This is a genomic window from Rhodoglobus galactosidasius, from assembly GCF_054957775.1.
Genome location: NZ_JBQIAV010000009.1, coordinates 94,260 through 107,476, shown reverse-complemented (window position 1 = coordinate 107,476; position 13,217 = coordinate 94,260). Strand labels below are relative to the sequence as shown.

Annotated in this window: 12 protein-coding genes, 1 tRNA gene and 2 pseudogenes; 11 read left to right on the top strand and 4 right to left on the bottom strand. The window is 59.9% G+C overall.

The features are described from left to right. The first annotated feature begins 104 nt into the window (after positions 1-104). The gene (locus ACTJJW_RS12235; RefSeq protein WP_462645033.1) at positions 105-854 is read left to right on the top strand and encodes a FadR/GntR family transcriptional regulator; all 750 of its coding nucleotides are present in this window, start codon (positions 105-107) and stop codon (positions 852-854) included. A gap of 17 nt (positions 855-871) precedes the next feature. After that, positions 872-1,609, top strand: coding sequence for an SDR family NAD(P)-dependent oxidoreductase (locus ACTJJW_RS12230; protein ID WP_462645032.1), 738 nt, complete (start codon positions 872-874; stop codon positions 1,607-1,609). Between the two features lie 10 nt (positions 1,610-1,619). Here the strand turns inward: ACTJJW_RS12230 and dgoD are convergent, their stop codons facing one another. Beyond that, positions 1,620-2,765 carry a galactonate dehydratase gene (dgoD, locus tag ACTJJW_RS12225; protein ID WP_462645030.1) on the bottom strand — a complete coding sequence of 382 codons (1,146 nt, stop codon included), beginning with the start codon at positions 2,763-2,765 and terminating at the stop codon, positions 1,620-1,622. A gap of 277 nt (positions 2,766-3,042) precedes the next feature. On the opposite strand from dgoD, the gene ACTJJW_RS12220 reads away from it, so the two are divergent. From ACTJJW_RS12220 to ACTJJW_RS12195, 6 genes and pseudogenes are all read left to right on the top strand, one after another. Further along, complete coding sequence (locus ACTJJW_RS12220) at positions 3,043-4,497, top strand: glyceraldehyde-3-phosphate dehydrogenase (RefSeq protein ID WP_462645028.1); 1,455 nt, start codon at positions 3,043-3,045, stop codon at positions 4,495-4,497. Positions 4,498-4,587: 90 nt separating this feature from the next. Then, the gene (locus ACTJJW_RS12215; protein ID WP_462645026.1) at positions 4,588-5,616 is read left to right on the top strand and encodes an isopenicillin N synthase family dioxygenase; all 1,029 of its coding nucleotides are present in this window, start codon (positions 4,588-4,590) and stop codon (positions 5,614-5,616) included. A 101-nt stretch (positions 5,617-5,717) separates the two neighbouring features. Further along, complete coding sequence (locus ACTJJW_RS12210) at positions 5,718-6,548, top strand: Gfo/Idh/MocA family protein (protein WP_462645024.1); 831 nt, start codon at positions 5,718-5,720, stop codon at positions 6,546-6,548. After that, positions 6,545-7,167: pseudogene (locus ACTJJW_RS12205) on the top strand (fumarylacetoacetate hydrolase family protein); the annotation flags it as partial. The gene ACTJJW_RS12210 and the pseudogene ACTJJW_RS12205, both read left to right, overlap by 4 nt. A 9-nt stretch (positions 7,168-7,176) precedes the next feature. Next, a pseudogene (locus ACTJJW_RS12200) lies at positions 7,177-7,785 on the top strand (SDR family NAD(P)-dependent oxidoreductase); the annotation flags it as partial. Positions 7,786-7,871: 86 nt separating this feature from the next. Continuing rightward, positions 7,872-7,947, top strand: a tRNA-Arg gene (locus ACTJJW_RS12195). Between the two features lie 57 nt (positions 7,948-8,004). Here ACTJJW_RS12195 and ACTJJW_RS12190 read toward each other — a convergent pair. Together ACTJJW_RS12190 and ACTJJW_RS12185 are read right to left on the bottom strand one after the other, a co-directional pair. Next, complete coding sequence (locus tag ACTJJW_RS12190) at positions 8,005-8,994, bottom strand: tyrosine-type recombinase/integrase (RefSeq protein WP_341953596.1); 990 nt, start codon at positions 8,992-8,994, stop codon at positions 8,005-8,007. A gap of 213 nt (positions 8,995-9,207) precedes the next feature. After that, complete coding sequence (locus ACTJJW_RS12185; protein ID WP_462645022.1) at positions 9,208-9,768, bottom strand: helix-turn-helix domain-containing protein; 561 nt, start codon at positions 9,766-9,768, stop codon at positions 9,208-9,210. 102 nt (positions 9,769-9,870) lie between these two features. Here ACTJJW_RS12185 and ACTJJW_RS12180 point away from each other — a divergent pair, with 102 nt between their 5' ends. From ACTJJW_RS12180 to ACTJJW_RS12170, 3 genes are all read left to right on the top strand, one after another. Next, complete coding sequence (locus ACTJJW_RS12180) at positions 9,871-10,074, top strand: helix-turn-helix transcriptional regulator (protein ID WP_141990139.1); 204 nt, start codon at positions 9,871-9,873, stop codon at positions 10,072-10,074. Positions 10,075-10,105: 31 nt separating this feature from the next. Continuing rightward, complete coding sequence (locus ACTJJW_RS12175) at positions 10,106-10,537, top strand: hypothetical protein (protein ID WP_462645020.1); 432 nt, start codon at positions 10,106-10,108, stop codon at positions 10,535-10,537. A gap of 344 nt (positions 10,538-10,881) precedes the next feature. Beyond that, entirely contained in the window at positions 10,882-11,532 is a 651-nt protein-coding gene (locus tag ACTJJW_RS12170) for a ParA family protein (protein WP_462645018.1), read from the top strand. Between the two features lie 700 nt (positions 11,533-12,232). Here the strand turns inward: ACTJJW_RS12170 and ACTJJW_RS12165 are convergent. Then, positions 12,233-13,123 carry a DNA-processing protein DprA gene (locus ACTJJW_RS12165; RefSeq protein ID WP_462645016.1) on the bottom strand — a complete coding sequence of 297 codons (891 nt, stop codon included), beginning with the start codon at positions 13,121-13,123 and terminating at the stop codon, positions 12,233-12,235. Between the last annotated feature and the right edge of the window lie 94 nt (positions 13,124-13,217).

Genomic DNA, 13,217 nt, shown 5'->3' with positions numbered 1-13,217 from the left:
AATGCAGCACACAGTGCGCTACCGACCACGCGACAAAGTGCAGCATCCCGCAGTAACCGCGCGCACAATGACGCGATTGCACGCCGGGCAGTATCATCGCGGTGATGACTACTTTCTCTCGACGAGGTCTGCACGGACACGTTGTTGATGTGCTCGGCCGACGCATCATGCGCGGCGAGCTGGTTCCGGGCGAGATTATTGAGTCGGATGCACTGCTCACCGAATTTCAGGTGAGCCGCACGGTTATCCGGGAAGCGATCAAGGTGCTCACGACAAAGGGCCTCGTCGACGCACGACCCCGCCTGGGTACCTATGTCACTGAGCGGGAACGGTGGCAGTTGCTCGACAGCGACGTCATGACGTGGCGATCGGAAGGGGTGCCCGACGCGCTGCTCGTACTTGAGCTGAGTGAGGTGCGCCAAGTGCTTGAGCCAGCCGCCGCCCGGTTGGCGGCGGTGCGACGCAGCGATGAACAGTGTGCCGAGATTGAGGCCGCGATGACCGCACTTGCTGCGACGTTCGCGAGCACCGAGGTTGCAACGCATGTGAAAGCTGACCTGGCATTCCACCGGGCAGTGCTCGCGGCATCCGGAAATGAACTGTTGGCTCGCTTTGAGGTCGTGTTGGAGCCGGCGTTGCACGCGCGCAATGAGCTTGCGTTTGAGCACGAGACGACGACCCAGTTTTTGGATGAGCACCAGGCTGTTGTCACTGCGATCGTGGCTCAGGATGCTGACGCAGCCCATGCCGCAATGAAGTTGCTGATGGACCAGTCGAGTCGTGATTCTGAAGCGATCGTGAGCAAGGATTCCGCGGGCGCTGCGCTCGTGAAGGACCGTAAACGGGCGCTCTAGTGACGAGGGAAACAGCCATGACGCGCACCGTTCTCATCACCGGGGCAGGCAACGGCATCGGTGCCGCAACCGCCCGCACCTTCGCCAACGGTGGCGACGATGTTGTCGTCACTGACATCGATGTGGATGCCGCGTCCGCGGTCGCCGATGAGATCCGTGCCGCAGGCGGCGCAGCCACCGGCAACTTCCTCGACGTTGCCGACCCCGAAGCGTGGCAGAAGCTCTCGCGCGAACTGCGCGCAGCCAACCGCCCGCCAGCAGTGATCGTCAATAACGCCTTCTTTCAGGTAGCGGGAGTGGCGCACAAACAAACCGAAGACAACTGGAACAAGCAGCTCTCGGTGAGCCTGTCATCCGTCTACCGCGCAATGCACACCTTCCATGACACCCTCACCGACGCTCGCGGCAGCATGGTCAATGTCTCCAGCGTTCACGGAGTGCTTTCGTGGGTCGAACAGCCCGCCTACGGTGCGGCCAAGGGGGGTCTCATCTCTCTGACCCGTCAACTGTCGCTCGACTACGCACCCCACGTGCGCGTGAACGTGGTGCTGCCCGGCGCGATCGAAACCCGCCAGTGGGATCACCAAAATCCCGAAGAACTCGAACTCGCCGGGCGACAAGCAACACTGCAGCGACTCGGCAGGCCAGAAGAGGTTGCGTCGGTCATTCAATTCTTGGCTGGCGAAGGGGCGTCGTACATTACCGGAGCGTCACTGCTCGTCGATGGCGGCATGACCACCACCCGCGGCGCCTAGTGCCGAACAGTTACCACTCGGCAAGCACGCCGTCATCGTGACGCCACACGGGGGAGCGCCACTGGTGTCCAACCTTATCGGCGGCACGCACGGCTGCTTCGTCAATATCGATGCCGAGCCCTGGTGCAGTGAGGCGTTCGATGTAGCCGCTCGTGAAGTCGAACACGCTCGTATCCATCAGGTATTCGAGCACGTCAGATCCGACGTTGTAGTGGATGCCGATACTCTGTTCCTGAATCAGGAAGTTCGGTGTGGTGAACCCGACCTGCAAACTCGACGCCAAAGCGATCGGTCCGAGTGGGCAGTGCGGCGCGAGTTGGGCATCGAACATATCGGCGAGGGCGGCGATGCGGCGCACTTCGGAGATTCCGCCGGCGTGCGAGAGGTCGGGCTGCACGACGGCGATACCGGCCTGAAGTGGGCCGAGGAATTCATTGCGGGAGTAGAGGCGCTCGCCGGTGGAGATGGGGATCGAGGTTGAGGCAACGATTCCTTCAAGCAGGTGCGACTTCTCGGGAACGACAGGCTCTTCGACAAAGAGCGGCGCGTAGGGCTCGAGCAGGGGCAGCACTCGGCGCGAGTTGGCGACCGTCATTCGTCCGTGGAAGTCGATGGCCATGTCGCGGTCGGGGCCAAGAACGTCGCGTGCGAGGGCGGCTCGTTCGACGACCTCGTTGATGGCGCTGACGGTGCCGATGGGCTTCATCCGTCCACTGCCGTTCATCTTCACGGCGGTAAGTCCGGAGCTGACTTGCTTGGCAATGTTGTCGCGCAGTTCGGAGGGGTCGTCGCCGCCTACCCAGCCATACATGCGGATGCGGTCGCGCACGGCGCCACCGAGAAGGTCGTGCACGGGAACGCCGTGGGCCTTTCCGGCGATGTCCCAGAGGGCTTGGTCGATGCCGGCGATGGCGCTGGAAGCGACAGGACCGCCGCGGTAGAAGCCACCGCGGGTGAGTACCTGCCAGTGGTCTTCGATGTGGGTGGCGTCGAGGCCGATGAGGTATTCGGCGTGCTGCTCGACCGTAGCTCGCACGATGTCGGCTTGGCCCTCAACGACAGGTTCGCCCCAGCCGACGATTCCGTCATCGGTTTCGATGCGCACGAACAACCATCGCGGCGGTACGAGGAATGTTTCGATGCGTGCGATCTTCACGACGGAGGCCCTTCGATAAAGTAAGTCTTATTATCTTACTATTTGCGCGCCGGGGCGGCTAGGGGTGAGTGTGCGAGCCTCCGCCAGCCTCCGTGAGCCCGTTCAGGTCGGTCAGCGCCCGGTTAAAAACAGCTCCCTTTGGCGCAGTCTAAAGTGTTGCCCGAACTGCATCCTCCCCTGAGCGATTGCCGCGCATCCGTCTGGAAGAATGGATGCGGGGCCAGCCGCGTTACAAGCGCGCTCGCGGCCCCGTAACACTGCAGTCGGAAGGAACCTGATGCAACGCGAACACAGCGACGAATTTGACCGGTGGAATGCCCGCCAAGAACTGGCCGAGGCAATGATCCCCCTGATCGGTGGGCTGTATCGCAACCACGGCGTCGTGACCTCTATTCATGGTCGGCGCCTCATCAACCAGTCGCCCGTTGAGGTATTGAAGGCTCACCGCTTTGCACGCCAGCTCAACGAGAGCGAATTGCCGATTGAAGAGACCATGCCGATCATGGTCGCGCTCGCGGCGATGCCATTGAACCCGGCATCCATCGATCTCGCCAAGCTCGTGATTCGTTTCCGCGAAGAGGGCGGCTCGCTCGACGAGTTCTTGGCTGCCGAGCTGGCACCAGTGCTCAAGAACGGCAACGAATCCAGGCCTGCCGGAGCGGATGTTGTGCTCTACGGGTTCGGACGTATCGGTCGACTGCTTGCCCGCATCCTGATCGCCCACGCAGGCAACGGCGAAGGGCTGCGTTTGCGCGCCATCGTCGTGCGCCGAGGATCAGACAACGACCTCGTGAAGCGCGCCAGCCTGCTGCGTCGCGACAGCGTGCACGGCCCATTCGAGGGCACCATCTCGGTCGACACCGATGCGAACACGATCCTCGCTAACGGCACGCTTATTCAAGTGATCTACTCGAACGCCCCCGCCACGATCGACTACACGGAATACGGAATTTCGGATGCCATCGTCGTCGACAACACTGGCCGCTGGCGTGACCAGGAGGGCCTCGGTCAGCACCTCAAGTCGCAGGGAGTGAAGCGCGTTCTGCTCACAGCCCCCGGCAAGGGTGAGATCAAGAACATCGTCTACGGGCTTAACCACGACTCGATCGTCGACTCTGACACCATCCTCTCTGCCGCATCATGCACCACGAACGCGATCTCGCCGGTACTGAAAGCGATCCATGACGCTTACGGAATCGAGCACGGGCACGTCGAGACGGTGCACTCCTACACAAACGACCAAAACCTCACCGACAACTTCCACTCCGGCGACCGCCGCGGCCGCTCGGCACCGATGAACATGGTCATCACCGAGACCGGCGCCGCGAAAGCAGTTGCGAAAGCGGTGCCAGAGCTTGCCGGCCTGCTCACCGGCAGCGCCATCCGCGTACCAACGCCCAACGTGTCGATGGCGATCCTGAACCTCAACCTCGCGACCGAAACCACGGTCAAGGAAGTGAACCGCTACCTGCGCGGGCTGTCGTTAGATTCGACCCTGCAGCAGCAGATTGACTTCATCGATTCGCCCGAGGTGGTCTCAAGCGACTTCATCGGCTCACACCGCGCGGGTATCGTTGATGGGCTGGCCACGATCAGTTCTGGCAAGAATCTAGTGCTCTACGTTTGGTACGACAACGAGTTCGGCTACACCAGCCAGGTCGTGCGCGTCATCGAACACATGGGGCAAACTCACCCGCAAGTTATTCCCGAACGCGCCGCAGTCGGCTCATAATTTTCCCCACTGTGATGTTGTTACGAGCGCGGTTAACGCTGTGAGCGTAACAAAGCAAAGTTCCCCGTCAGCGCATGCAAATATCGTTAAATGAACGAATCCGCACTCCCAGTAATTGATCTCTCGCTACTTGATGGCAGCCCCGAATCGGCTGCCAAGTTCCGTGACGATCTGCTGTGTGCGACCCATGATGTTGGATTCTTTTACCTCGTCGGGCACGGCGTCGACGAGAAGTTGATGGATGACCTGCTTGCAGCATCCCGCGAGTTCTTTGCCCTGCCCGAAGACCAAAAGTTCGCCGTTGAGAATGTGAACAGCCCGCAGTTCCGTGGCTACACCCGCGTCGGCGGCGAGCTGACCGAAGGCAAGACCGACTGGCGCGAGCAGATCGATGTCGGGCCCGAGCGCCCGGTCGTTGACAACGCTGCCGGGCTTGCCGACTACTGGCGACTTGAAGGCCCCAACCTGTGGCCGGATGCCGTACCTCAGCTGCGCGGGCTGGTGAACGAGTGGAACGACAAACTCAGCGCCGTCTCGCTGCGCCTGCTGCGCGCCTGGGCTCAGGCGCTCGGGGCTCCCGAAGACTCCTTCGATAACGCTTTCGCTGACAAGCCTTTTCCCCAGTTGAAGATCGTGCGGTACCCCGGCGAATCCAGCCCCGAGCCCAAGCAGGGCGTTGGTGCTCACCGTGACGGTGGAGTTCTCACCCTGCTGATGGTGGAGCCCGGCAAGGGTGGTTTGCAGGTCGACTACAACGGCGAATGGGTGGATGTTCCGCCCAAGCCAGGCGCGTTCGTTGTGAACATTGGCGAGATGCTTGAGCTCGCGACTCAGGGTTACCTCAAGGCGACCCTGCACCGCGTGATCTCACCACTGATCGGTGATGACCGCATCTCGATCCCGTTCTTCTTCAACCCCGCGCTCGACACGGTGATGCCCCAGTTGCAGTTGCCGCCCGAACTCGCCGCTCAGGCTCGGGGCGTCTCGCTTGACCCCAACAACAGCCCGATCCTCGAAACGTACGGAGACAATGCGCTCCGCTACCGAATGCGGGCGCACCCCAACGTGGCCCAGATTCATCACGACGATCTGATCCAGGGCCCTCGGGGTGCGATCTAATAGCTCCCTCAGTACAACTCGCTTAACGCGTTCGAAGTGCGGTCTGCCTTCAGGGGTGGGCCGCACTTCGTCATTGCGGGTGTTGTTATTGGGGCTTTGCGTTGCCTGAGCAATACCCGGCAGTGCTCGACCGGCTGCCCGATGGTGCGCCTGTGCTCATCCAGAAACCGTTTGGGCAGAACCTGGTCGAAACGCGGGTTCTGCTGGAGATATGCAAGCACAAGAATTTGGTTGCGGCGGTGAATACGCAATTGCGGTTCGCGCCGTACGTGGCCGAGGCCCGCAAACTCATCGCCGACGGCGCAATCGGCGAGCTCTACGACCTTGAAATTCGGGTCGCGACCGAGACGCCGTGGGAGATTTTCCCGCACGTGCTCGGCATCGAGCGCCTCGAGCTCAACATGCACAGCGTGCACTACATGGATCTCGTGCGCTCGTTTCTGGGCGACCCCGACGGAGTCAGTGCCGCTACGGTGCACAACCCCGCTAAGCCCGAGGTCTCGAACACTCGCTCGACGATCATCATGCGCTATCGGGATCGCCCGCTGCGGGTCACGATCAGCACGAACCACGATCACGGCTTTGGTGGCACGTTCGAGGAAGCTTTCATCAAGTGGGAGGGCACCAAGGGTGCTATCCGCGCCCAGATGGGGCTCATGCTCGACTATCCGCGCGGTGGTCCCGACGCTCTCGACATTGCCTACACCGACAAGCCCGAACTCGGCTGGCAGCCGTTGGAAATTCAGGGAAGTTGGTTTCCGGATGCCTTTATTGGCTCTATGAGCGCCCTCCAGCGTTTCGTGGAGGGGTCTGTTCCTGAACTTCCAACCTCGGTCGATGACGTCATGAACACCATGGCGGTCGTCGAGGCCGGCTATGAATCACAAGAGCGCGAAGGTATCCCGCTCGCAACGAAGGAGAACACCCCGTGAGATTTGCGCGATTCGGCCTGGTTGGCTCAGAAATTCCGGTTGTGCTGCACGAGGGCCGTGCGTTCGATTTGCGGTCGATCGCCGCAGACATCGATGGCGCGTTTTTCGCGGCTGACGGTATTGCCGCAGCGCAGGCCGCGCTCGCCGCAGGCACACTTCCTGCGCTCTCGACGGAGGGTGTGCGCGTCGGTGCGCCGATCGCTCGCCCCGGAAAGATCGTCTGCGTCGGACTCCACTACAGCGACCATGCTGAAGAAACCGGCCTAGAGCTTCCCGACGAACCGGTCATCTTTATGACGGACCCCAGCACGATGGTCGGCCCGTTCGATGACGTGTTCATCCCACGCAAGAGCGCGCCTTCCAACTCGAACGTGGTGGAACGTGGGATAAGGGCAAGAGCTGCGAAACCTTCAACCCCTTCGGGCCTGAGCTGGTGAGCGCCGACGAGGTATCCGACCCCCAAACCTTGGGGTTGCGGCTGTGGGTGAATGGTGTCCAACGCCAGAATGGCACGACCGCGAATATGGCGTTCGGTGTCCACCACATCATTTGGTACTTGAGCCAGTTCATGGTGTTGCAGCCGGGCGACGTGGTCGACACGGGTACCCCCGCGGGCGTTGGATGCTCGTCGCACGGTTTTACTGCAGACGTGTCTGATCGTGCCTCGGTGGTCGCGGCAGTAGACGCGGCAGCCGAGAAGTTGGGCGGCATCGACATCGTCGTGAACAACGCCGGCATCAGCGCGGTCGGAACAGTGGAGGAGAACGACGCCGCCGAGTGGGCGCGTGTGCTCAACATCAACGTCATCGGAATGGCGCGAGTTTCGGCGGCGGCGATGCCGTGGTTGCGCAAGTCGGAGCACGCAGCCATCGTGAACCTCTGCTCCATCGCAGCATTCAACGGTTTGCCCCAGCGTGCGCTTTACGGCGGCTCGAAGGGGGCAGTGTTTGCGCTCACCTACGCCATGGCAACCGACCACGTTTCGGATGGGGTGCGCGTGAACGCGGTCAGCCCCGGCACAGTCTCCACTCCTTTTGTGGAGTGGATGCTGCAGGGCTTCGCCGATCCCGTCGCCGAACGTGCTGCACTGGATGCCCGCCAGGCGACTGGTCGGATGGTGACACCTGAAGAGGTTGCCGGTGCGGTCGCATACCTCGCGCACCCCGCATCCGGCTCAACCACAGGCACTGCGCTTGAGGTTGATGGTGGTGTTGCGCACCTGTGCGTCAGAAAGTAGCGTGAGGTGGCACCTTTCTGGCAAAAGAGTCAATGGGGGGCCGAAACCGCTGGTATAGTTTTCTGGTTGGCGAAAGCCGATCGGATGCGCCCGTAGCTCAGCGGATAGAGCAATTGACTACGGATCAATAGGCCGGGGGTTCAAATCCCTCCGGGCGCACCAGTCAAAACCAGCTGTTAGAAACATGAAAACCCCCGGTCAGCCGGGGGTTTTCTGTTTTTATGGCTTTTCTTTCTTACTTGGTTCCGAATTCTCAATACTTACTTTTGCCCACATTTCACCCACACTTGAGGACACTGCCCTGTCATTCAAAGCGGCTGCAACCGCGTCCAGGTCATCATCGAAGAGATCTGCGTAGACGTCGAGAGTCATCGCCGCAGACGCGTGTCCGAGCATTCGCTGCAAGGATTTGACGTGTGCTCCGGCCGAAACGGCCAAGCTCGCGGCGGTGTGCCGTAAGTCATGAGGCGTTACACGGGGAAACTGCGGATCAGCGGCCGTGAGCTCAGCAACTGCGCGATCGAACCTTCGCTTCCGAAACTGCGAGTTTCTAAGCACGCCGCCCTTGGGCGCAGTGAACAGTAGATCGCTCCTGTGTTTACCACTCATGTGACGCGCGATCACCGTGTCGAGAAATTCGGGGAACGGGACTGACCGACGCGCATGTGATTTTGGCGTGCCCCAGACAATAGTGCCGTTTGGCTCGGTGATGGCTTCTACGATATTGATTCGGCGTTTTACCGGGTCTACTCGCTCAACCTTTAAGGCAGCGAGTTCCCCCCAACGGATTCCTGTGTACGCGAGCAACAAAACCACATCGCCTTGGTCCCCAGCCGACTTCGCCAGTTTGGCGACTTGCTCATGCGATAAGTAGCCACGTTCCTTTTTCAGGATTCGAGGAAGCCGGATCCCTTCGCATGGGTTTCTAACCACGAGACCGTCTCGAGCGGCAAATTTAAAGATGCCAGCTAAGACTAAATAGGTCTGTTTCACTGATGAGCCGCCGTGCGTAGCGGATAGCGAGGTCACCCAGCTCTGGACGTCGCTGTGGGAGACGTCATTCAGCCGGGTTTTCGCCCAGCGAGGAAGCACGTGTTTTCTCAGTGCTTGCTCGTATCCAAATAGTGTCGTTGGCTTGAGTTCGCTGTGAGCAAGGTACCAGGGCCGCGCCCACTCCCCGACAGTGACTTTGGACTTGGTCGGATCCATCCATTCACCACGAAGTTTCGATACCTCGATCGTCGCGAGGTACTCCTCAGCAGACCGTTTCGTCTTGAAGCCACGTTTGTCTGTTTGGCTTCGATCTGGCTTCCTGTATCGAACTCGATACCGCCGGCCACCTGATGTCTCGTAAGGCTCTACCGTTCCCATTCTCTTCTCCATCTGCGGCCCGAAGGCCTCCGCGGAGAGAGCTTCGCCGTTCTACAGTTCCCACCCGGCAGTGCCGAGATAAGACTCAAGTCGTTTCTTTTCATCGCGCGCGAAAGTCAAGCGAGCTTCAGTCCGCGCGGCAAGGCCACCTTCGGCCGCAACCTCAAGTTCACGAGCGACCTCAAGTCGAGCCACCTCACGGGTGAGAGACGCCCATTCCCGCAAGGCCTGCAGTTCTGAGCTTGCGTTGCGTTCGCTTATGGATTGCGGCTGGAAACCGCTCTCAGGCACGTTCGAAAACCAAGAGTCAAACTCAACGCTGCTCATTCCTTCGAATGCTCGGCTTAGGTTTGGAAGATCGATGCCCTCCCAAGGGCGTCCGAGTGGTGCAAGCAGATAGCTGGGTGCGATCCCGAGGGCCATCGCAATATTGAGCAATTGGCTGACATCGATGCTTGCTTTTCGGCCAGCTTCGATGTTTTCGATGATCGACTCAGAAACGTTCCCACCGTCGATCGCGTTAGCAAGATCGAGTGTGGTGCGGAACCCCCGAGCCTTTCGCGCTGCCTGAATTCGAGCGCCCAGCGTGCGTTCCGATCTGAAATCAGCCATTTCGACAGATTACAGGTCTTGTCGTTGTCAAACTTACTATTCATGTGTACCGTCATATCAACAACGCTAACACACTGACGTTGTCAAAATGAGGAGCACATCATGGAAGATGAATTCATTCGTCCCGCCACAGTTGGCGAGATCACGGGTATGTCGATAGCTGCATTGGCTCAAATGAGGACTCGTGGACGCGGCCCACGCTTCTACAAGCCGACGGAGCGAACTGTCCTCTACAAGAGATCGGAGATCATGGCGTGGCTTGAATCCAGCGCCCAAAGCTGCACCGCTCCGCGAGTGGTCGCGTGACCAAAGAATGCATCAATTCTCGAGCATTGTCATGGACATGATGGGACTCTATGCCGCCAAGAGCGCGATCCTCGTGGCTGCTCGGTTGAGGCTCGGCAACACGGCTACTCGCTTGCTTCTCCACATGGCACTGGAATGTTGGGACGAAAAGCGCGACGCTCAGGAGCCGCGGAGGTACTTCGGGGGCCGAGAGATGTCGGCCATTGCCTTGGGGTTTCTTGCCCCTGAGAATGGCAGCGATGCGGCACACAGGGCCGTAAAGCGTGCAGTCCACGAACTCGTCGAGAGCGGCGCGATCACGCGACTGCGGGCTGGCGGCAGGGGGCTGACCTCCGAGTACGAATTGATGCTCGACAGTGCACGACCGCAGACAGCACGGCGACAGACAAACGATCCGAATGGCCTGCCGTTCATCGGCGGCCAGGGGACCACGGATTGGTACCCACAGAGGGCAACTTTCTAGTCTTCTAAGGGGACCGAAAAGTTGTCAGTCAGGGGGCCAAAACTAGGCCCCCTTAACAGGAAGAGACCAGAAATGAACAAAACAGAACCAGTACGCGCAGGCGATGAAGTTCGTGACTTTCGGAGTTTCGGACTTACGAACTTCGACACTGTCGGACTCGCGAAGTCCGACAGTCACTGCCTCGCCGCACCGACCTGCGCTCGTGCCCCGAACATCCGAACATCCGAACCCACAGATTCACGAACATCCGAACTTACAGACTCACGAACACACGAACTTACAGACTCACGAACACACGAACCTTCGAGGTCCATAACTTTGGGACTACCAAGGACGGTGCGTTCATGAGGATCGTGGCCATAACCAACCAGAAGGGCGGAGCGGGTAAGACCACCACGACTATGAATCTCGCGGCGATCGCCGCGGAAAACTCCCGTGTCCTGGTCGTGGATGTTGACCCCCAGCAATCGACGACCTGGTGGGCCTCGACCGCGGGAGACGGGCTACCGTTCGACTTCGCTGACGACACCGACCCGGCAACGTTGGCACGGATGAGAGACCTGCCTTACGATGTGGTCTTCGTCGATACCCCGGGCAATCTCACTGACAGCGACATCCTGTCCTCGGTTCTCTCTGTCGCAGATTTTGCGATCGTCCCTACAGAGCCGGAAGCCTTGTGCATCCCGCCAATGATGCGAACCGTGCGGACCTTCATCGAGCCAACCTCGACGCCCTTCCGTGTCTTGCTCAGTAAGATCGACATGAGAGTGCCAGGGCAGCTGGAAGACGCCGAGCGCCTTGTGGACGAACTTGGGCTGCCTAGGTTCGGACGTGCGATTCGCCGCTACAAGATCCACGCTGACGCACCGATCGAAGGCAAAGTAGTCACCCAATACCCTGAGTTCAAGCAAACGGCGAAGTCGATCGACGACTACCGTGCTGTAGCACTAGAGCTGATGTCGATCTGGGCCAACGCCGCAACTTCGAGCAACTAATGGCTCGGGCCAATCTTGGCAAGTTGCTCGGCAACGTCGGAGATAAGGGACCGTCCACACTACCTCTACCGGATGCGTCCCGAATCGAAGTCGCGGCCCCCGGGCGCCCGCGGATCGCGGTTGACCCGGTTCGATCTTCGACTCGAAAGAAAACGGTACTGAAGGAAAGCAACGAGCGCACGCGGCCAACATCTGATGCTCCTACACCGACTTATCTACGCTACGTGCGGAAAGAGACAAGGATCCGGGAAGACCAACAGAACCAACTCACGGTCGAGGCGAGACGCCTCAATAGGGCCAAGAAAAGCCAGGGAGCGCGGATCACTGAGAACTCCCTCATAAGGGTCGCGATTGACTTGCTCCTCGCCCAGATTGGTATCGCGGCCGGCGACGACGAGGACTCGATCCGCAAGTCAATGACGTCATGACCTGCGCGAATAACCGGGGCGACGTATCCATCCCTGGTGACCGGCGGGCAGTCTTCAGAGAACTGCCCGCCGCGCCAGTATCTGACCAGTACTCGGCACTCAAGGCCCGGTGATGTTCTCCATCGCTGAGACCACTCATCGCGCACTCACCCGCGACGACTCGCTGATTTCTAACGCCCCCTGGACATAGTTGAATCAGCCCGCGTCAGCGACCTCCCCTCCACTCGCCTCACCGAAAAACCTGATGCAAGTGAATAGGTGGGAAGATTTTATCACCGGAGCCTGTCGGCATCCTTGATGGACGCGACTCGCACCATGCTGTGAAGCAAATGCAGGTCGATGCCTCCCGTCGCAGTTTTGCTCATACTTGTTTGCGCCACGGTACCAACGGGACGGTTCATCGAAATAGCTGCCTCCGCAGTGCGAAGCGCGCCGGAAGATTTGCCGGCTTCTACGACTATTGTTTTGGTCGCGATTGCGGCCAGCAGATGCTTGGCTCGGCGCTGCCCCCGAACCGTGACCCCGTTCGTAGGCGGCGATTCACTGATTCCCACCGAACCAGCCACAACCTCAGTGCCAGACAGTCCCTCCGCAGCGACGGTGATCGTTCTTCCTCGCATTGCGGCTGCGGCACTTAATGACAGCTGGTCGACACCCTGGGTCATTCCTGAAGCGATAATCCATCGCCGGTCGGCAAGACCGGTCGCCAACTCGATTGCCATGTGGATTGCGTGGGCAGTTGGGTCAGCGGTTCCCGTGATCGCAACTGAGGGGAGTCCCAGGACCGCCATGTCGCCCTGGGTAAAAAGAACTAAAGGCGCACTCCGCCGGAGTGCATCTAACTGGCTCGGCCACTGAACATCTCTTGGTGTTATCACACGCCCACCGTTGCGGCTCATCGAGCGCAGCACATCCGCCACACGGTTTGCTGATGCAAGCGCGCGAATCCGCTGACGCACGAGATGCGACAAGGCAACGGCGCGATCTCGTCCATCGTGAACCGCCGCAACGAAAGCAACGGGACCCCCGAGGATGTCGATTCCGATTGCCACAGAGGGATCCCCGCTGACCCCTGCACAGGCCAGGGCAATCCGAGCGATGGTGTCGTCATCGAGCACACACGACGTGGTCCCCACGGAAGGTGACAGTGAGTTGACATTCATAGTGAGCGACCCTCCTCAGACTGATCCCTTTTCTTGCCTTCGGGCAGAAGAGATCGAGACCGACAGGATGAGGTGAAGTAGAGCACGCTTCGAG